The sequence below is a fragment of the Pseudomonas spelaei genome (genome assembly GCF_009724245.1).
GTDB classification, from domain to species: domain Bacteria; phylum Pseudomonadota; class Gammaproteobacteria; order Pseudomonadales; family Pseudomonadaceae; genus Aquipseudomonas; species Aquipseudomonas spelaei.
This window is the reverse complement of the sequence record NZ_WNNK01000007.1, coordinates 1-19,371: the sequence shown is the minus strand read 5'-3', so window position 1 is coordinate 19,371 and position 19,371 is coordinate 1. Positions and strand designations below refer to the sequence as shown.

General features: G+C 59.0%; 19 protein-coding genes. 11 read left to right on the top strand and 8 right to left on the bottom strand.

What is annotated here, in order from left to right; genetic code table 11:
• Positions 1-247: 247 nt before the first annotated feature.
• On the top strand, positions 248-1,711 hold the full coding sequence (locus GNF76_RS09955; RefSeq protein WP_155583002.1) for a glyceraldehyde-3-phosphate dehydrogenase: 1,464 nt from the start codon (positions 248-250) through the stop codon (positions 1,709-1,711).
• Positions 1,712-1,875: 164 nt separating this feature from the next.
• On the opposite strand, the gene tcuC is transcribed toward GNF76_RS09955, so the two are convergent.
• On the bottom strand, positions 1,876-3,174 hold the full coding sequence (tcuC, locus tag GNF76_RS09950) for an MFS transporter (RefSeq protein WP_155583001.1): 1,299 nt from the start codon (positions 3,172-3,174) through the stop codon (positions 1,876-1,878).
• A 278-nt stretch (positions 3,175-3,452) separates the two neighbouring features.
• On the opposite strand from tcuC, the gene GNF76_RS09945 reads away from it, so the two are divergent.
• Entirely contained in the window at positions 3,453-4,466 is a 1,014-nt protein-coding gene (locus GNF76_RS09945) for an FAD:protein FMN transferase (RefSeq protein WP_155583000.1), read from the top strand.
• A 190-nt stretch (positions 4,467-4,656) separates the two neighbouring features.
• The gene (gene sthA / locus GNF76_RS09940; protein ID WP_155582999.1) at positions 4,657-6,051 is read left to right on the top strand and encodes a Si-specific NAD(P)(+) transhydrogenase; all 1,395 of its coding nucleotides are present in this window, start codon (positions 4,657-4,659) and stop codon (positions 6,049-6,051) included.
• Between the two features lie 42 nt (positions 6,052-6,093).
• Here sthA and GNF76_RS09935 read toward each other — a convergent pair whose 3' ends face one another.
• Positions 6,094-6,816 (bottom strand): glycerophosphodiester phosphodiesterase, encoded by a 723-nt coding sequence (locus tag GNF76_RS09935; protein ID WP_178123259.1) that lies wholly within the window; start codon positions 6,814-6,816, stop codon positions 6,094-6,096.
• Between the two features lie 65 nt (positions 6,817-6,881).
• On the bottom strand, positions 6,882-7,466 hold the full coding sequence (locus GNF76_RS09930) for a PilZ domain-containing protein (protein ID WP_155582998.1): 585 nt from the start codon (positions 7,464-7,466) through the stop codon (positions 6,882-6,884).
• A gap of 94 nt (positions 7,467-7,560) precedes the next feature.
• Between GNF76_RS09930 and GNF76_RS09925 the strand changes: the two genes are divergently transcribed.
• From GNF76_RS09925 to GNF76_RS09915, 3 genes are read left to right on the top strand one after another with little or no spacing between them, the layout of a single operon-like run.
• Positions 7,561-8,811, top strand: a complete 1,251-nt coding sequence (locus GNF76_RS09925; RefSeq protein ID WP_155582997.1) for a lipoprotein-releasing ABC transporter permease subunit — start codon at positions 7,561-7,563, stop codon at positions 8,809-8,811.
• Positions 8,812-8,818: 7 nt separating this feature from the next.
• Positions 8,819-9,502, top strand: coding sequence for a lipoprotein-releasing ABC transporter ATP-binding protein LolD (lolD, locus tag GNF76_RS09920; protein WP_020372622.1), 684 nt, complete (start codon positions 8,819-8,821; stop codon positions 9,500-9,502).
• Between the two features lie 58 nt (positions 9,503-9,560).
• Positions 9,561-10,805, top strand: a complete 1,245-nt coding sequence (locus GNF76_RS09915) for a lipoprotein-releasing ABC transporter permease subunit (protein ID WP_155582996.1) — start codon at positions 9,561-9,563, stop codon at positions 10,803-10,805.
• A 114-nt stretch (positions 10,806-10,919) separates the two neighbouring features.
• Here the strand turns inward: GNF76_RS09915 and GNF76_RS09910 are convergent, their stop codons facing one another.
• Positions 10,920-12,275, bottom strand: coding sequence for a heavy metal sensor histidine kinase (locus tag GNF76_RS09910; RefSeq protein ID WP_155582995.1), 1,356 nt, complete (start codon positions 12,273-12,275; stop codon positions 10,920-10,922).
• The gene (locus tag GNF76_RS09905) at positions 12,275-12,955 is read right to left on the bottom strand and encodes a heavy metal response regulator transcription factor (protein WP_155582994.1); all 681 of its coding nucleotides are present in this window, start codon (positions 12,953-12,955) and stop codon (positions 12,275-12,277) included. Before GNF76_RS09905 ends, GNF76_RS09910 begins: the two co-directional genes overlap by 1 nt.
• Before the next feature lie 157 nt (positions 12,956-13,112).
• Here GNF76_RS09905 and copI point away from each other — a divergent pair, with 157 nt between their 5' ends.
• Both copI and queF read left to right on the top strand, forming a co-directional pair.
• Entirely contained in the window at positions 13,113-13,643 is a 531-nt protein-coding gene (gene copI / locus GNF76_RS09900) for a copper-resistant cuproprotein CopI (protein WP_155582993.1), read from the top strand.
• A 68-nt stretch (positions 13,644-13,711) separates the two neighbouring features.
• Positions 13,712-14,542: an NADPH-dependent 7-cyano-7-deazaguanine reductase QueF gene (queF, locus tag GNF76_RS09895; RefSeq protein WP_155582992.1), complete on the top strand. Its 831-nt coding sequence runs from the start codon at positions 13,712-13,714 to the stop codon at positions 14,540-14,542.
• Between the two features lie 513 nt (positions 14,543-15,055).
• Here the strand turns inward: queF and GNF76_RS09890 are convergent.
• Together GNF76_RS09890 and pcrP are read right to left on the bottom strand one after the other, a co-directional pair.
• On the bottom strand, positions 15,056-15,319 hold the full coding sequence (locus GNF76_RS09890) for a DUF4404 family protein (RefSeq protein ID WP_155582991.1): 264 nt from the start codon (positions 15,317-15,319) through the stop codon (positions 15,056-15,058).
• 110 nt (positions 15,320-15,429) lie between these two features.
• Complete coding sequence (gene pcrP, locus GNF76_RS09885) at positions 15,430-16,041, bottom strand: HAD superfamily inactivated hydrolase PcrP (protein WP_155582990.1); 612 nt, start codon at positions 16,039-16,041, stop codon at positions 15,430-15,432.
• A gap of 198 nt (positions 16,042-16,239) precedes the next feature.
• Here pcrP and GNF76_RS09880 point away from each other — a divergent pair, with 198 nt between their 5' ends.
• Positions 16,240-16,929: an MlaA family lipoprotein gene (locus tag GNF76_RS09880; RefSeq protein ID WP_155582989.1), complete on the top strand. Its 690-nt coding sequence runs from the start codon at positions 16,240-16,242 to the stop codon at positions 16,927-16,929.
• Between the two features lie 60 nt (positions 16,930-16,989).
• Here the strand turns inward: GNF76_RS09880 and GNF76_RS09875 are convergent, their stop codons facing one another.
• Entirely contained in the window at positions 16,990-17,289 is a 300-nt protein-coding gene (locus tag GNF76_RS09875) for a PilZ domain-containing protein (RefSeq protein ID WP_178123258.1), read from the bottom strand.
• A gap of 277 nt (positions 17,290-17,566) precedes the next feature.
• Here GNF76_RS09875 and rssB point away from each other — a divergent pair, with 277 nt between their 5' ends.
• The gene (rssB, locus tag GNF76_RS09870; protein WP_155582987.1) at positions 17,567-18,748 is read left to right on the top strand and encodes a two-component system response regulator RssB; all 1,182 of its coding nucleotides are present in this window, start codon (positions 17,567-17,569) and stop codon (positions 18,746-18,748) included.
• Entirely contained in the window at positions 18,748-19,230 is a 483-nt protein-coding gene (gene rssC / locus GNF76_RS09865) for an anti-sigma factor antagonist RssC (protein WP_003218919.1), read from the top strand. The genes rssB and rssC overlap by 1 nt, the downstream gene beginning before the upstream one ends.
• The last annotated feature ends 141 nt before the right edge of the window (positions 19,231-19,371 follow it).

Here is a 19,371-nt window from a genome sequence, read left to right as displayed (position 1 = left end):
GAGGGAAATGTAGTGGCTAAGACAAACAAAGGTCTCTTTTGACTCATTATGTAGTGCAGAAAACGGCATATGTTTCGGAGGGTTACGGACACTTTACCCGAGTGCTCCTGTAAGGGGTGGGCTGAAGGCCGCGTATTTACTGGGCTCCAGCGTGGCGATATTTTTTTGCAAGAGGTTTTGTTGCGGGGCGTGCATTGCTCCGAGGGCGGTCGGGCGGCATAATGTAGCCCCTTTTTTCTGCCCCTACATGTGGAAGGTTCCCGTGACTCAGAAGCCCGACCAGTGTCTTGGTGAATGGATCGACCGTGAAGCACTCGCTGAAGCGATGATTCCGCTTATCGGTCAGCTGTACCGCAATAACAATGTGGTGAGCTCGATCTATGGCCGCAGCCTGATCAACCAATCAGTCATCGCGATTCTCAAGGCTCATCGCTTTGCTCGCCATCGTTCTGCCGACGATAGCGAACTCTCCGTCCACGAAACATTCCCTCTGCTCAAAGCCATGAGCGAGCTCAAGCTCGGCGCGGCCTCGGTAGACCTGGGCAAGTTGGCCTACAAATTCCGCAACGAAGCCAATGGCCGCACTGCTGAGCAGTTCGTCCGTGAAGAAATGGCCGACGTGGTTGGCCAGCAAAACGCAGCGGCCCGCAAAGGCACCGACGTTGTGCTTTACGGCTTCGGTCGTATTGGCCGTCTGCTGGCGCGTATCCTGATCGAAAAAACCGGTGGCGGTGACGGCCTGCGCCTGCGTGCCATCGTTGTGCGCAAAGGTGCCGACAACGACCTGACCAAGCGCGCAAGCCTGCTGCGTCGCGACTCGGTACACGGTCCGTTCAACGGCACCATCGTCATCGATGAAGAAAACAACACCATCACCGCCAACGGTAACCTGATCCAGGTGATCTACGCGAAGAACCCGGCTGAGGTGGACTACACCCAGTACGGCATCAAGGACGCACTGCTGGTAGACAACACCGGTGTGTGGCGTGACGCCGAAGGCCTGGGTCAGCACCTGGCCTGCCCAGGTATCGACCGCGTTGTTCTGACGGCGCCTGGCAAAGGCAAGCTGAAGAACATCGTGCACGGTATCAACCACGGTGAAATCACTGCTGACGACAAGATCGTGTCCGCTGCTTCCTGCACCACCAACGCCATCGTGCCGGTGCTGAAAGCGGTGAATGACAAGTTCGGCATCGTGAACGGTCACGTTGAAACGGTTCACTCGTACACCAACGACCAGAACCTGATCGACAACTTCCACAAGGGCGATCGCCGTGGCCGTAGCGCCGCGCTGAACATGGTCATCACCGAGACCGGTGCGGCGACCGCTGCTGCCAAGGCCTTGCCTGAGCTGGCCGGCAAGCTGACCGGTAACGCGATCCGTGTTCCGACACCGAACGTGTCGATGGCCATTCTCAACCTGAACCTTGAGAAAGCCGCCACCCGTGAAGAGATGAACGAGTACTTGCGCTACATGGCGCTGCACTCCGATCTGCATAAGCAAATCGACTTCGTCAATTCCCAGGAAGTGGTTTCCACCGACTTCGTTGGCTCGCGCCATGCGGGCGTGGTGGATGCCGAGGCGACCATCACCCAAGACAACCGTGTTGTTCTGTACGTCTGGTACGACAACGAATTCGGTTACAGCTGCCAGGTGGTTCGCGTGATGGAAGACATGGCCGGGGTCAACCCGCCAGCATTCCCGCGCTAAGCGTCAGCGATAAATGAAAAAGCCCCGACTGGTTCGGGGCTTTTTTGTGTCATGCAGTTTTTTGTGTGGGTTGTACTGGCCCCATCGCAGGCAAGCCAGCTCCCACATTTTGATGTGTGAATACATTCAAATGTGGGAGCTGGCTTGCCTGCGATGGCTATCTATCAGGCGCCGCCAACCACCGAGGCCTGGGCAGTCCGCAGCTCATGCCGATTGCCTTTGAACAGGATCAACGTCGCAATCAACCCCAGCACCGCCGCGCCACTGAGCCAGATCCCCGGTGCTGCTTTGTTATCCAATACATGGATCAAGTAAGTACAGGCCGCCGGAGTAAAGCCACCAAAGGTCGCCGTCGCCAGGCTGTAGGCCAGGGAGAATCCGGTGGTGCGCACTTCTACCGGCATGATTTCAGTCAGGGCTACCACCATGGCGCCGTTATACGAGCCGTACAGGAACGACAGCCACAGCAGCACAATCAACAGGTGGCTGAAGCTTGGGTTGGCGACCAGCCAGGACAGCGCCGGGTAAGCGGTGAGGATCGCCAGAATGGTCGCTCCCAGCAGCAGGGGTTTACGGCCGACCTTGTCGGACACTGCCCCCATCACTGGCAACCAGAAGAAGTTCGAGATACCCACGCACACGGTCACCAGCAGCGCGTCGAAGTCCGACAGGTGCAGCTCGGCCTTGCCGAAGGTCGGCGTGTAGGCGGTGATCAGGTAGAACGACACAGTGGTCATCACCACCAGGGCCATGCCGGCGATGACGATGCCGAAGTTCTGACCGATCGAGCGGACGATTTCCTGCAGGGTAGGGCGGTGTTTACGTGCCTGGAACTCCGGGGTTTCTTCCAGCGAGCGGCGAATCACGAAGATCACCGGCACGATCAGACAGCCGATCAGGAACGGCACACGCCAGCCCCAATCACCCATTTCTTCCGGGCTCAGCCAATGGTTCAGGCCCACGCCCAGCAGGCCGGCGAACACCACTGCCGCTTGCTGGCTGGCGGACTGCCAACTGACGAAAAAGCCCTTGCGGCCCGGTGTGGCGATTTCCGCCAGGTACACCGACACGCCGCCCAGCTCGACACCGGCGGAGAAGCCTTGCAGCAGGCGGCCAAACAGCACGATCAGCGGCGCCGCGACGCCTAAAGTGGCATACCCGGGAACACAGGCGATCAGGATCGTACCGGCGGCCATCAGTGCCAACGTGATCACAAGGCCCTTTTTACGGCCGTGACGGTCGATGTAGGCACCGAGGAAAATCGCCCCCAACGGGCGCATCAGGAAGCCGGCGCCGAAGGTCGCCAGGGACAACATCAGTGAAGCGAATGCGCTGTCGGCAGGGAAAAATGTCTTGGCGATGGCCGTGGCATAGAAGCCGTAGACCATGAAATCGAACATTTCGAGAAAGTTACCGCTGACAACGCGAAAGATCGCTTTGCCTTTGCCCGTCGTGGTGGACATGTCATTCACTCATCTTGGCTATCTTGTTAGAAATCCCTGGTCACAACTCGTCCTTGCTGCAAAGTCTGGGCGCGAGGCTGTGCTGAACAGTTTTGTAACGATATGTGTATCAGGCCCTACAGGCAACAAAAACCGTTGGCAAGCTGGCCAATTGCCGCAGGGTCGTGAAATAGGCGAGTTTGAGCCTGCCGGCCACGATGAAAGGTCGCATAATGGCTGCCCTTGGCGGAGGGCTTGCCTACCGATCCAGTCAATTTAGCGATAAGGGTGTGTTGCCTATGGTTGGCCTGCGGCACGTGGTTGTGCTTTGTCTGCTGGCGATGCTTGCGGGCTGTGGCGCCAGTGAAACCCTGGAAAGCTTCGGCGGCCCGACCATGGGCAGCACCTATTCGATCAAGTATGTACGCACCGCCGAGGTGCCTGGTCCGGATGAAGTCCAGCGTCAAGTCGAGGGGATACTCGCTGAGGTCGACCGGCAAATGTCGACCTACCGCAGTGATTCCGATATTGAGCGCTTCAACGATCTGCCTGCCAACAGTTGCCAGCCGATGCCGGAACCGATCCTGCACCTGATACGCACCGGGGAGCAGTTGTCCCAGGCCAGCGATGGCGCCTTCGACCTGACGGTCGAGCCTCTGATGAATCTCTGGGGATTTGGTCCGCAGGCGCGGGAGATAAAAGTCCCGGACGCGGCAGCGCTTACGCAGGTGGGCCTGCGTGTCGGTCATGCTCATCTGCACATCGACGGTCAGCAGTTGTGCAAGGACGCAGCGGTCGAAGTCGACTTCAACAGCATCGCTGCCGGTTATGCCGTTGACCGGATCGCCGCACAACTGACGCAGTTGGGCATCCGCAGTTACCTGGCCGAAGCCACCGGCGAACTCAAGGCTGTCGGTCAAAAACCTGATGGCACAGCCTGGCGCATTGCCCTGGAAGAGCCCAGGGACGATCAACAGGTGGCTGAACGGGTCATCAACGTCGATGGCTTCGGTGTGTCCACATCAGGTGACTATCGCAATTATTTCCAGCAGGATGGTCGGCGTTATTCCCACACCCTTGATGCGCGTACGGGAGCACCGATCACCCATCAACTGGCCTCGGTGACGGTGTTGCAGCCTTCAGCGTTGATGGCCGACGGATTGTCGACCTTACTGCTGATCCTCGGCCCGGAGCAAGGGTGGGCGTACGCGGAAAAGCACCAGGTCGCCGCGTTTTTTGTGATGCGCGAGGGGACTGGCTTCGTCACACGGAGCAACAAGGCGTTCGAGCAACTGACGGCAGTGAAGCCGTAACGAACACTGTGTAGTAAAGGCAAAACTGGCCTACGACGCGACCAAGGGTTAATGTGCGCGGCGTTGAGGCTTATATAGACTGTGCCCCGGTTCATACACCTGAGCCCATTTGATCCTTCATGACCGCTGGCCGCGGCATGATTTAGCCAGGCGCCCAACCGTGCGCCTTGGCCTGTTCTGAGGAGTACGCATGGCTGTCTACAACTACGACGTAGTGGTGCTGGGTTCCGGCCCGGCTGGAGAAGGTGCGGCGATGAACGCCGCCAAAGCTGGGCGTAAGGTGGCGATGGTCGATAGCCGTCGCCAGGTCGGCGGTAACTGCACCCACCTGGGTACCATCCCGTCCAAGGCCTTGCGTCACTCGGTGCGCCAGATCATGCAGTTCAACACCAACCCGATGTTCCGGGCCATTGGTGAGCCGCGCTGGTTCTCGTTCCCGGACGTGCTCAAGAGCGCTGAAAAAGTCATCGCCAAACAGGTTGCCTCGCGTACCGGCTACTACGCCCGTAACCGCGTTGACCTGTTTTTCGGCACCGGCAGCTTCGCCGACGAGCAAACCGTCGAGGTGGTCTGCGCCAACGGTGTGGTCGAGAAACTGGTGGCCAAGCACATCATCATCGCCACCGGCTCGCGCCCGTATCGTCCGGCCGATATCGATTTCCATCACCCGCGTATCTACGATAGCGACACCATCCTCAGCCTGGGCCACACCCCGCGCAAACTGATTATCTATGGCGCCGGCGTGATTGGCTGCGAATACGCCTCGATCTTCAGCGGCCTGGGTGTATTGGTGGAGCTGGTGGATAACCGCGACCAGTTGCTGAGCTTCCTCGACTCGGAAATTTCCCAGGCGTTGAGCTACCACTTCAGCAACAACAACATCACCGTGCGCCACAACGAGGAATATGACCGCGTTGAAGGCCTGGACAATGGCGTGATCCTGCACCTCAAGTCCGGCAAGAAGATCAAGGCCGATGCCTTGCTCTGGTGCAACGGCCGTACCGGCAACACCGACAAGCTGGGCATGGAAAACATCGGGGTCAAGGTCAACAGCCGTGGCCAGATCGAGGTGGACGAGAACTACCGCACCTGCGTGACCAACATCTACGGTGCCGGTGACGTGATCGGCTGGCCGAGCCTGGCCAGTGCTGCCCACGACCAGGGCCGTTCGGCTGCTGGCAGCATTGTCGACAATGGCAGCTGGCGCTACGTCAACGATGTGCCGACCGGGATCTACACCATTCCCGAGATCAGCTCCATCGGCAAAAACGAGCACGAGTTGACCAAGGCCAAGGTGCCTTACGAAGTGGGCAAGGCATTCTTCAAGAGCATGGCGCGTGCGCAGATCGCCGGTGAGCCGCAAGGCATGCTGAAGATTCTGTTTCACCGCGAGACTCTGGAAGTCCTTGGCGTGCATTGCTTCGGCTACCAGGCCTCGGAGATCGTGCACATCGGCCAGGCCATCATGAACCAGCCGGGTGAGCAAAATACCCTCAAGTATTTCGTCAACACCACGTTCAACTACCCGACCATGGCTGAAGCCTATCGGGTAGCGGCCTACGACGGCCTCAACCGGCTTTTTTGAGCGGCTCCGGCCGGTGGCCTGAGCCGGCCGGGGAGACCGATTTCAGTAATTCCCGAGAGTGGCAGTGGCCAAACCGGGAAAGTCTGTAATCAGGCTATCTACGCCGAAGTCGGCGAGCCTGCGCATCAGCGCGGGTTCGTTGACCGTCCACACGGACACGTGCAGCCCTTGGCGCTGGGCCTTGGCCAGGCGCTCAGGGGTGCACAACGTCCAGTTCAGCGCCAGAATTTCACAGCCATAGTTTGCCGCGACCTTCAAAGGGTCGAGCCAGGCGTATTCGGCCACCAGTCCCCGGGACAGGTCCGGCGTCAGCTCCAGGGCCGCTTTCAGTACTTCCCGCGAGCTTGAGGTCACGGTGACCTTGTCCATCAGGCCAAACCGCTGGGCCATTTCCCGAATCGCCAGCACCGTCGTCGCAGCGCGCATGCGCGAAGCGCTTTTGACTTCCAGTTGCCAGTGATCGAAGTCGCATTGCTCGAACAGTTCTTCCAGGCGTGGAATCGGGCAAGGCTTGACCCAGCCCGGGCCGCCCTTGCGCGCGTCCATCTTCACCAGATCGGCGGCCGAGTACTCGACCACCTTGCCGCGCCGGTCGGCGGTGCGTTTGAGGGTGGGGTCATGGATGACCATCAACTCGCCGTCCATGGACAGGTGCAGATCCAGTTCGCAGCGGCGAACGCCGTGCTTGAGGCATTCCTGGAAGCTGGTCAGGGTGTTTTCCGGTGCTTCGCCTTTGGCACCGCGGTGGCCATAAATCAGGGTCACAGTTGCTCCTTTACGCCAGGTGTCCTGGCTGGTGGATGGCACAACGGGCCATTCAATGATCGTATTCAGGTGTCTTGGGCGTCGCTTTGTTCCCGGGCCAGGCGTCGTTCCTGGGCCTGTTTTTGCAGGATGTAGCGCGCCAGCAACTGGCGCTGGGCGTCGGTCATGGCTTCGAACTCGGTGCCGATCTCAAACCCGCCGCTCTCGGCATCGCAATGGGTGACCTTGGCGCGCAGCAGCAGGCCCAGTGCCTGGGGCATCAGCACCAGCTTGACCGCCAACGGGCTGTCGGGTGCCAGGGCGGTGGGGTAGTGGAACTCAATACCGCCCTCGGAAATGATCACCGGTTGCGGCGTGCCAATCTCGCCCAGCAGGCTTTGCGCCATGATCTGGCTGAGCAGGTCGATCCGCTTGTTCTGTACTTTGAGGAACGCGGCCAGGGTTCGGTCCCGCTCGCCAATCTGGCGCAGCAGGTGCTGGGACTCGAATTCGCTCAGGTGCAGTTCACTGAGCAGATTGAACAGCGGCGAATCATCCAGCAACACTTCCTTGCTCGCCGCTTCCGGGCCGGACAGAGGGCTAATTTCCAGTGCGATCATGTCCTCGATACGGTAGTATTCGCGGCGATCTTCTTCATCTAATGTCGACATGGCGAACCCAAGGTAGCGGTGATGGTCTGAGTGTAAAGCTGCTTACCTGACCCCGCCACAAGGACGTCTTCTTTTCCTCCGAACAAGCCCCGACATGTTCAGACCTCTCTTCGTATTTATCGGCACGCGTTATACCCGTGCAAAGCGTCGCAATCATTTTGTGTCATTCATTTCCTTGACCTCGATGATCGGACTCGCCCTTGGCGTCGTCGTGATGATCGTGGTGCTTTCGGTGATGAATGGCTTCGATCATGAGATGCGCACCCGCGTGTTGGGCATGGTGCCCCACGCCACCATCGAATCGGGTGAGCCCATCAGTGACTGGCAAAGCCTGGCCGCCAAGGTCAAGGAGAACCCCAAGGTTCTGGCGGTGGCGCCCTTTACCCAGATGCAGGGCCTGCTGACCAACAATGGCAAGGTGCAGAAAGTCCTGCTCAATGGCATTGATCCGGCGCAGGAGCGCAACGTCTCGATCATCGATAAGTTCATGCAACAGGGCAAACTGGACGACTTGTCGCCCGGCAGCTTTGGTATCGTGATCGGTGACAAGGCCGCCGCCAAGCTCGGCGCGGCTATCGGCGACAAGCTGACCTTCGTCGCACCGGAAGTCACTGTGACCCCGGCTGGCATGTTTCCGCGTATGAAGCGCTTCACCGTGGTCGGCATCTTCCACGTCGGCGCCGGCGAAATCGACGGCTACCTGGGCGTGACCAACCTCACCGACCTGGCCCGCCTGCATCGCTGGAAGCCGGATCAGGTGCAGGGCCTGCGCCTGAAGTTCAACGACCTGTTCGACGCGCCGCGTACGTCGTGGGAAATCGCCCAGCATCTGGGTGAAAGCCAGTACTACGCCCGCGACTGGACCCGTACCCACGGCAACCTGTACCAGGCCATCCGCATGGAAAAAGCCATGATCGGCCTGCTGTTGCTGCTGATCGTCGCCGTCGCCGCCTTCAACATCATCTCCACCCTGGTGATGGTGGTGAACGACAAGAAGGGCGATATCGCCATCCTGCGCACTCTCGGCGCCACACCGGGGCAGATCATGGCGATCTTCATGGTCCAGGGCACGGTCATTGGCGTGGTGGGCACCTTGATCGGCACTGCGGTGGGGATTCTCGCTGCGCTGAACGTCAGCGCCGCCATCGCCGGTGTCGAAACGTTGATCGGCCACAAGTTTCTTAACTCCGACGTTTACTTCATCGACTACTTGCCGTCCCAGGTGCAGAGCCAGGACGTGTTGATGGTCGGCGCTGCCGCGTTGGTCCTGAGTTTCCTTGCCACCCTGTATCCAGCCTGGCGCGCGGCACGTACCCAGCCAGCGCAGGCTTTACGTTATGAGTGAATCGGGCATGAGTGAAAAAGCAATCCTGAGCTGCCGCGACCTGGGCAAATCCTACGAGGAAGGCCCGGAGTCCGTGGTGGTGCTGTCCAATCTGCAGTTGGAGCTTCATCCCGGCGAACGCGTGGCGATCGTCGGCAGTTCCGGTTCCGGCAAAAGTACCTTGCTCAACCTGTTGGGCGGCCTTGATACGCCGTCCCAGGGCAGCGTCTGGCTGGCCGGTGAAGAGTTGTCGGCCCTGGGCGAGAAGGCCCGTGGCCAGTTGCGCAATCGGTCGTTGGGCTTTGTGTACCAGTTCCACCACCTGTTGCCTGAGTTCACCGCCCTGGAAAACGTCTGCATGCCGCTGTTGATCGGCAAGACGGCAATCCCGGAGGCCCGTCAGCGGGCCAAGGCGTTGCTGGAGCGGGTTGGCCTCGGCCATCGCCTGGAACACAAACCGGCCGAATTGTCCGGTGGCGAGCGCCAGCGTGTGGCAATTGCCCGAGCCCTGGTCAACAACCCAGGCCTGGTGATGCTCGACGAGCCCACCGGCAACCTCGACTCCCACACGGCCCAGGGCATCAAGGACTTGATGCTGGAACTGAGCACCCAGATGCGCACTGCGTTCCTGGTGGTGACCCATGACATGAGCATGGCCCGGCAGATGGACCGCGTGTTGCACCTGCAGGAAGGTCATCTGGTCGCCATCTGACCCGTTTCAAGCCCGGCGCCTGGCACCGGGTTTTCTATTTTTTCAACGGTGCCCGCGAATGTTCAGACCGTTATCGATTTTCATCGGCACGCGCTATACCCGCGCCAAGCGCCGCAACCGTTTTGTTTCGTTTATCTCGATGACCTCGATGATCGGCCTCGCCCTGGGCGTGCTGTCGATGATCGTGGTGTTGTCGGTCATGAACGGTTTCCAGCGGGAAATGAGCTCACGCATCCTCGGCATGGTGCCGCACGCCACCATCGTGGGCGTCAATCCGATCGATGATTGGCAGCCGGTGGCTGCCGCGGCGCTGAAAAACCCGGAAGTGACTGCTGCCGTGCCGTTCACCCAGATGGATGGCATGTTCTCCTATAAGGGCGCGATGCAGCCGATTGAGATCAGCGGTGTCGACCCGGCCCAGGAAGGCAAGGTGTCGATTGTTGCCCAGCATATTGTCCAGGGCAGCCTTGAAGACCTTAAGCCTGGTGAGTTTGGTGTGGTGGTCGGCGAGATTACGGCGCGGCGTTTCCGTCTGAATGTCGGTGACAAGCTGACCCTGATCGTCCCGGAAGTGAGCAGCGCCCCCGGCGGTATCACCCCGCGTATGCAACGCTTGAACGTAGTCGGCGTGTTCAAGGTCGGTGCCGAGCTGGATGGTTCCATGGCGTTGATCAACGTGGCCGACGCCGCGGAGATGCAGCACTGGCAGCCGAACCAGGTGCAAAGCGTGCGCCTGGCGGTGAAGGATCTATATGCGGCGCCGAAAGTCTCGGCGGACATCGCCAGCAGCCTGGGCGCGGACTACAAGGCGGACGACTGGACCCACACCCAGGGCAGCCTGTTCAGCGCGATGAAGATGGAAAAGACCATGATCGGCCTGCTGTTGCTGATGATCGTCGCCGTCGCCGCGTTCAATATCATCGCCACCTTGATCATGGTGGTGAACGACAAGGGCGCAGACATCGCCATCCTGCGCACCATCGGCGCCACGCCACGGCAGATCATGGCGATCTTCATGGTCCAGGGCACGGTGATCGGGATTGTCGGTACGTTGATCGGCGGTGTGCTTGGTGTGATTGCGGCGCTGAACGTCAGTGAACTGGTGGGCTGGCTGGAGCGTGTGACCGGGCAGCATATCTTCAGTTCGGATGTGTATTTCGTCAGCAACCTGCCGTCGGAACTGCAGGGTGGGGATGTGTTGCTGATTTGCACGGCTGGGTTTGTGTTGAGCTTCCTGGCGACGATTTATCCGGCGTATCGGGCGGCGAAGATTGAGCCGGCGCATGCCCTCAGATATTCGTAGTTCTTAAGTCCGCTATCGCAGGCAAGCCAGCTCCCACAGTTGACCGCGTTCGCCAGAACAACTCGGTCAACTGTGGGAGCTGGCTTGCCTGCGATGAGGCCGGTACAACTTGCATCAATTTTCCTGCGGTAACTCAATCACAAACCTCGTCCACCCCACCCCCGACTCACACCGAATTGTCCCTCCATGAGCCCGCACTATCGACCGGGTAATCGCCAACCCCAGCCCCGCATGCTCACTGCTACCTTCATGTCGCGCCGGATCCGCCCGGTAGAACCGATCAAACAATCTCGGCAGTAGCGTCTGCGGAATACCTTCCCCGGTGTTTTCCACGCTCAGCTTCACGCCTTGCGTTTCTTCAACAATGTTCACGCTGACTTTCCCACCTTGCGGGGTAAAGCGCAGCGCGTTATCCAGCAGATTGGAAAGCGCCCGGCGCAGCATGCTGCGATCGCCAAGGATGACGGCGCTGCCTTCCCGGGACATGTTCACCTGGGCGTCCTCTGCCAGCGGGGCAAAGAATTCCAACAGCACATCCGCCTCATCCGCCAAGGCCAATGGCTCGCGCTTGGGAATCAACAAGCCGTGATCGGCCTTGGCCAGGTACAACATGTCATTGACCAGTTGCGCCATCCATTGCAGCTCTTCCAGATTACTGTGCAAAGCTTCGCGGTAATCCTCAAGAGGGCGCGGCTGGGTGAGGATGACTTGTGTATGGGTCAGCAGATTTGACAGGGGCGTGCGCAGTTCATGGGCGATATCAGCGGAGAACGCTGAAAGACGTTGAAAGGCGTCATCCAGCCTGCCGAGCATGGCATTGAACGCTTGGGCCAGCTCCGCGAGTTCCGTCGGCATCTGTTCCTGAGGCAGGCGCTGGGTCAGGGAGTGCGCGGACACGCCAGCGGCGACCTCGCTCATGCGGCGTAACGGTCGCAACCCACTGCGGGCCGCCCAGGCACCGAGCAGCGCGGTGGCCAGGGCCGAGAGGCCGACGGTCAGCCAGATCAGGCGCTGCATGCGTTCCAGGAAGTGCTGGTGATGAGTAGTGTCGAGTATCAGGCTTAATTGCGGGGAATCTGGCTTGCCCGCTACCAAAGGTGCGTTGTACACGCGGTAGTCAGTGCCGGTGCTTTGCAGGCTGTACAGCCCGGCGTTTGAGGGCAGGGTAATGTTCGGCGCACTGTCGAACCAGCGCTGGCCGTCCATAGCGCTGATCCGCAAGGCCAGGTCCGGCTGGTGACGGAGTTCTTCGCGTAATGGGTCTTCACGTTGGGCAAACAACGGGCGTGTGTCGGCACCCTGCAAGACACTGCGCAGCGCCACCAGCTTGCCGTCGAGCAATTGCTGATCCAGTTCAATGAAGTGGGCTTCGCTGGCGCGGTTGAACAGCACACCCGCCAACAACGAGACCACGGCGGTACAGGCGGCAAACAGCAGCGCCAAGCGGGTGGCCAGGGATACTCGCCTCATCAGCAGAAGCGCTCTTCAAGCACATAGCCCATGCCGCGCACGGTATGAATCAGCTTATTGGGGAAGTTGTCATCGACTTTCAGGCGCAGACGACGGATGGCCACTTCGATGATGTTGGTGTCGCTGTCGAAATTCATGTCCCAGACCTGGGAAGCAATCAGCGATTTGGGCAGCACTTCACCCTGACGGCGCAGTAGCATTTCCAGCAGGGAAAACTCCTTGGCAGTGAGGTCGATGCGCTGGCCGTTGCGCTCCACCCGCCGACGAATCAGGTCCAGGCGCAGGTCGGCCAATTGCAGGCTGGTTTCCTGAGGGGCGCTGCCGCCACGGCGTAACAGGCTACGCACCCGCGCCAGTAGTTCGGAAAACGCAAAAGGTTTGACCAGGTAGTCGTCGGCCCCCAGTTCCAGGCCGTGCACCCGATCTTCCACGGCATCCCGCGCCGTGAGGAACAGCACCGGTATGTCCAGTCCGGCACTGCGCACCGCCTGGAGAATCTGCCAGCCGTCGCGACCCGGCAGCATCACATCGAGGATCAACAAGTCATAGTCACCGGTCAGCGCCAGGTGCTGGCCGGTGGTGCCGTCGGCCACCAGTTCGGTATTGAATCCAGCTTCGGCCAGGCCCTGGCGCAGGTAATGGCCGGTTTTCGGTTGGTCTTCGACGATCAGCAATTTCATGGGCAGCTCATGGCAACGGGTAACAGCAGGCTTTATACCGTGGGCGTCAGGATGCAAGTCCAACCTGACAAAGTTGTAATCTAGCAGTCAGCTGGCTGGCAGCGGTGCATCATTAGAGTTTCCCACAGGCTGATTCGAAACCCTTTGGAGTGTAACCATGTTTTTGCGTAAACCCTGGTTGTTGGCAGGTTGCCTGCTGGTGTTGAGTGTTCCGGTGCTGGCTTCTCCGGCTGAAACCTTTGCGTTCGGTGAGGCAGCGCCTGCCGCCAAGGCCACGCGTACGGTGGAAGTAGTGCTGCAGGATATTTCCTTTTCTCCCAAGTCTCTCGACGTAAAAGCCGGTGAGACCGTGCGTTTTGTGCTGGTCAACAAAGGCCAGTTGCTCCACGAATTCAACCTTGGTGACGCGGCGATGCACGCCAGCCATCAACAGGAAATGCTCAAGATGCAGTCCAGTGGGATGCTGACTCCGACGGGCATGAAGATGGGTGATATGGACCACAGCGCCATGGGGCATGGCGATACGGGCGGCATGAAACACGACGACCCTAACAGCGTACTGGTAGAACCAGGCAAAACCGCCGAACTGACCTGGACCTTCAGCAAGGCCGGCGCCCTGGAGTTTGCCTGCAACATCCCCGGGCACTACCAGGCGGGGATGGTGGGCAAGCTGACCGTCAGTCAGTAAACACCTGAGGCGCAAAGGCGGGAGCAAGGCTGGTAGACTGGCGGGGTTTATTTAGCCAGGTTTCCGCCATGCATCCCGCAGCCGAACATTCGCCGCTGGGCAAGTCCAGTGAATACATCTCCACCTACACCCCATCGTTGCTGTTCCCGATTCCGCGCGCCGCCAAGTGGGCCGAGCTGGGCCTGAGCGCCGATACCCTGCCGTATAAAGGCGTGGATTTCTGGAACTGCTTCGAGTTGTCCTGGTTGCTGCCGTCCGGCAAACCGGTGGTGGCCATCGGTGAGTTCAGCATCCCGGCCGACTCGCCAAACATCATCGAGTCCAAATCCTTCAAGCTGTACCTGAATTCGCTGAACCAGACGCCGTTTGCCGATACCCAGGGCCTTGAAGCTACATTGCGCACCGACCTGAGCGCCGCTGCCGGCAAGCCGGTGGGCGTGCGAATCCGCACCCTGGGCGAGGTTGAGGCCGAAGGCGTGGTATCGCTGCCGGGCGTGTGTATCGATGGCCTGGAGATCAGTGTCAGTAACTACGAGCATCCACGCCCGGAACTGCTGCGTTGCGATGAGTCGCGCGTGGTGGAGGAGAGCGTTCACAGTCATCTGCTCAAATCCAACTGCCCGGTGACCAGTCAGCCTGATTGGGGCAGCGTGGCGGTGGAATATCGTGGTGCAGCGCTGGATCATGCCAGTCTGCTGGAGTATCTGGTGAGCTTCCGTCAGCACTCGGATTTCCACGAACAATGCGTGGAGCGGATCTTCCTGGACCTGCAACGCTTGCTGAAGCCGGAAAAGTTGACGGTGTATGCACGTTATGTGCGCCGTGGAGGGTTGGATATCAACCCGTATCGCAGCACGGAAGAGGTGGCGTTCCAGAACCTGCGTCTGGCCCGTCAATAAAACCGGAAAATGCTTTGAGGTGGCGCAAAGGTTCGCTTGCGCCACCCTTTACCTACGTCTTCAAATCGTTACGTTCAGTAAGTGATTTGATTGTCCATGTCCGGTTCAGGCAGGGTAAAGCTCCCAAGTGCAGCTTGATCCGCCTGGCCCTGTGACGATCCTAAGGCCGCCGACGAACTTGAGGCTTGTTCTGTTTCCAGATCGTTGGGTTGAACCGGTTGTTGCATTTGCGACGATGCTGGGATGTTTGAAGTAGCGTCCATTGTAGGTAAATACTCCGAAATCAAATAAGAGGGACATTCCTCTCACAAGCTGGGTGGCATATACCGAAGCTTGGGTTCCGGCAGGCGACGAAATTTTTTCAAGGGTCGTTAAAAAACAGGCGTTTGTCGGTCAGCGACGACGAAGTTGTGAAGCGGTACCCGTGCGGTAATAGAAAATCCGATGCCGGTTAAAGCCTCGGATTTTTATGGGGCGGTAACAGATCCAGCGGGAAACCATGGGGATCGGCGTTCAGATGCCGATATTGCCCAGGGTTTGCACAATATTGCGCAAGGTTCCGGCAATGCCCGGGTGGTCGAGTTCAAAGCGTTCCACTGCCAGATTCACGCCGTCGGCGAGACTGGCGTCTTGGGTTGCCGTCTCCAGTTTGATCTGGGCGTCAATTTGCCCCATCAGTGTTTGCAGGTGTTCGCGCTCTTCAAGTGAAAGCGGTGGGTTCTGCTCCAATTGCTCGCGCAAAGTATTGAGCTGGTCTTGCAGTTCGCGGGCAGGCATGGCGTTCTTCCTTTTATCGATAGGCACTGGCATAGACCGCGGCACGCCGAGAAAGGTCTATGAACTGACCTGTAGATTAATCCACTCAGGCCTGTTGTGCATGATCTCGGTCAGGGCTTCTCGCCTTTGAGTTGCCGTAGGCTGATGTCTGCCAGGCACGTTTCCAGCTCGCCCAGGTGATCGATCACCGAGTGCACGCCCAGCCTATACAGCGCCATGGTCGCCTTGGCGCGCTTGTGCTCCCGCTCTTGCTGGCTCAGCGCCTGCCATTGCGCAGGGGAAAGCCCGCACAGCGAGCCGCAGGACGCCAGGCCAATTGTCCACAGCCCGGCGTTGAGCCCTGATTGCAGCAGGCGCGGTTCACCGCTGACCAATACACAGCCTTCCAGACGCTCAATGTTCAATGCCATCAATGCCTGCCAGCAGGCATGGGGTGCGGGCCAGTGGGTGGGGGAGGGAGGCGTTGCTTTGACCCAGCGTGGTAGCTCGGTAGCCAAGGCTGTGGAAACGGCGTTCGGTAACTCGTCCAGCCAGGCACAGGGAATGCCTCGTTCTTCCAGGCTGCACAGGACCTTCAAGGCACCGGGCGTGGTGTGGGTATCGGGGGAGGCCGTAGTGCTATTACGGGCCTGGGAACCAAAATCCACCAGGCAGCCACTCAAGCCGAACAGTACAGCGGTCAAGGACGGGGCACTGGCGACAGCAATCTCGGCGTGAGGCATTTCGACGTCCCTGAAAATAGCTGTGACGCTATCCGAGGGCTATGACAGGCAGATGACAGTCGATTCTAATTGTGGGAATTTTGTATATCTGCTGAACGAAATTTCCTCGAGACTGCCTTATCTGTCGCTTCCGTCATATACTGACACCCTTCATTCAGGGCATAGCGCCCATGACAGACCATTCAAGGAGTTCAAGCTATGCGCTGGAGTCAATGTCTAGCTCAGCTATCCGTGTGTGCCGGCATCCTGCTGGTGCCTTTCGTTGCCCAGGCGGCTTCGGAAGACGATCCATGGGAAAGTTTCAACCGTCCGATCTTCACCTTCAACGACACCGTTGATACCTACGCCCTCAAGCCTTTGGCCCAGGGCTATCAGTTCGTGACCCCGCAATTTGTGCAGGACGGTATCCACAATTTCTTCCGCAACATCGGCGACGTTGGCAACTTTGCCAACGATGTGTTGCAACTCAAGCCCCATGCCGCTGGCGTCGATACTGCCCGTTTGCTGGTGAACACCACTTTCGGTGTGCTGGGTTTCATTGATGTCGGCACCAAAATGGGGCTGCAGCGCAATGACGAAGACTTCGGCCAGACCCTGGGCCACTGGGGCGTAGGCAGCGGTCCTTACGTGATGTTGCCACTGCTGGGCCCAAGCACCCTGCGTGATGCGCCGTCCAAGTACGTGGACAGCTACACCCAGCCATACCGCTACATGAATGATATTGGCTGGCGCAACAGCACGTTCGGCCTGAACATTGTCGACACCCGCGCCAGCTTGCTGTCGAGCGAGAAGCTGATCAGCGGCGACAAGTACACGTTCATCCGCAACGCCTACTTGCAGAACCGCGAGTTCAAGGTCAAAGATGGCAAGGTAGTGGACGATTTTTAAGGCTTAGGCTCTTAAATGAAAAAGGCGACCTTAGGGTCGCCTTTTTTGTGTGCATTGATTTCAGTTCATCTTCAGGATCGACAGGCCCAGCTTCTGACCGCCATCGTCCTGATCCGCCACCCACACCACTTCGGTGTCGGCGTTCAGGCCCTTGAGCGCGGCGTGATCCGAATCGATACGCACGCTTAGTCGATCTCCAGCCTTGAATCGCTTGGGTGCCTGCACCTGCATGCCCGAGCCCGAAAGGTCGACGCATACCGCGGCAATCACTTGTCCGGCGTGGATCAGAGAGACTTCGGCGTCCACCCGCATGCGGATGAAATCGCGTTTTTCAGCGTAGTCGCGCTCGTGTTCGCTCACAGGTTCCATCCTTCCATTGCGTTGTGGTTTTGTCTGTTCTTATAACTCCCAGTGATTTGCGGTGTAAAGACGCCCGGCGACCATCGGCATGAGCTTGAAACCCCTGGCGGATGGGAGTACCGTCTGCGCCTTAGAAGGGCACCTCTGGTTTACTTTTGTGCGTGGGTAAAAAGCTCGCACTTTGTAGGACAGAGAGGCTAGAAAGCGAATCCAGTAGTGTGAGTCCGGCCTTTGCCGAGCCGCCTACGCCAACCTAATTCTGGCGCCGTTTGCCCACATGCAAAAAACCAGTGCCACGCTGCTGATAATCGATGACGACGAAGTAGTGCGCGCGAGCCTCGCGGCCTATTTGGAAGACAGTGGCTTCAGCGTCCTGCAGGCCAGCAACGGCCTCCAGGGTCTCCAGGTGTTCGAGCGCGACAAGCCCGACCTAGTGATCTGCGACCTGCGCATGCCTCAGGTGGGCGGCCTCGAGCTGATCCGCCAAGTGACCGATATCGCCCCGCAGACGCCGGTGATTGTCGTGTCAGGTGCCGGGGTGATGAATGATGCGGTCGAAGCCTTGCGCCTGGGCGCCGCCGATTACCTGATCAAGCCTCTGGAAGACCTGGCGGTGCTGGAGCACTCGGTGCGCCGCGCCCTGGATCGTGCACGGCTGTTGCTGGAAAACCAGCGCTACCGTGAAAAGCTGGAAACCGCCAACCGTGAACTCGAAGCCAGCCTGAACCTGCTCCAGGAAGACCAGAACGCCGGTCGCCAGGTACAGATGAACATGCTGCCGGTCAGTCCCTGGACCATCGACGAGTTCCAGTTTGCCCACCAGATCATCCCGTCGCTGTACCTCTCGGGTGATTTTGTCGACTACTTCCGCGTTGATGAGCGGCGTGTCGCGTTCTACCTGGCCGACGTTTCCGGTCATGGCGCATCCTCTGCATTCGTGACCGTGTTGTTGAAGTTCATGACCACACGGCTGTTGTTCGAATCCAAACGCAATGGCACCTTGCCGGAGTTCACTCCCTCGCAAGTGCTGGGCCACATCAACCGGGGCCTGATCAGCTGCAAGCTGGGCAAGCACGTGACGATGGTGGGCGGCGTGATTGATGAAGAAACCGGTCTTTTGACCTACAGCATTGGCGGTCACCTGCCATTGCCGGTTTTATACACTCCAGACAGTGTGCGTTATCTGGAAGGGCGTGGTTTGCCAGTGGGCTTGTTCAATGAAGCCACCTACGAAGACCACATCCTGGAGCTGCCGCCGACCTTCAGCCTGACGCTGATGTCCGACGGTATCCTGGACCTTTTGCCAGAGCCTACACTCAAAGAGAAAGAAGCCGCCTTACCCCAACGGGTCAGGTCGGCGGGCGGCAGCCTGGATGGCCTGCGGCAAGTTTTTGGATTGGCCACGCTAGGGGAGATGCCGGATGATATCGCCCTATTGGTGTTGAGCAGGAATCTTTGATGAGTACCGGAAGAATCCAATTCGCCGAGCAAGACGGGACTTTTGTCCTGAAGTTTGTCGGTGAAGTGCGCCTGACCTTGTGTTCGGCGCTGGATGCGACGATTGAGCGGATCTTTACTGCGCTGAATTTCTCGGCAATAGTGATTGATCTGACCGAAACCCGCAGCATCGATAGCACCACCCTTGGGCTGTTGGCCAAGTTGTCCATTCTGTCTCGGCAGAAGGTCGGACTGCTGCCGACCGTCGTCACCACCCACGAAGACATCACCCGGCTCTTGCAGTCCATGGGCTTCGATCAAGTGTTCAACATCGTTGACCGCCCGATCCCGTGCCCGGAATGCCTGACCGACCTGCCGTCCCAGGATCAATCCGAGGAGGTGGTACGGGTCAAAGTTCTGGAGGCCCACAAGATCCTGATGGGCTTGAACGACTCCAACCGCGAGGCGTTCCACGACCTGGTGAATGCGCTGGAGCGGCACTAACCAGCGACACAGACTAACTGTGGGAGCTGGCTTGCCTGCGATGGCGGTCTATCAGACGAAAATTCGTTACCTGATGACCCCTTTCGTAACCCGCATAGAAAAGGGCGGTACCTGTGAAGGTACCGCCCTTTTTGCCGTGGC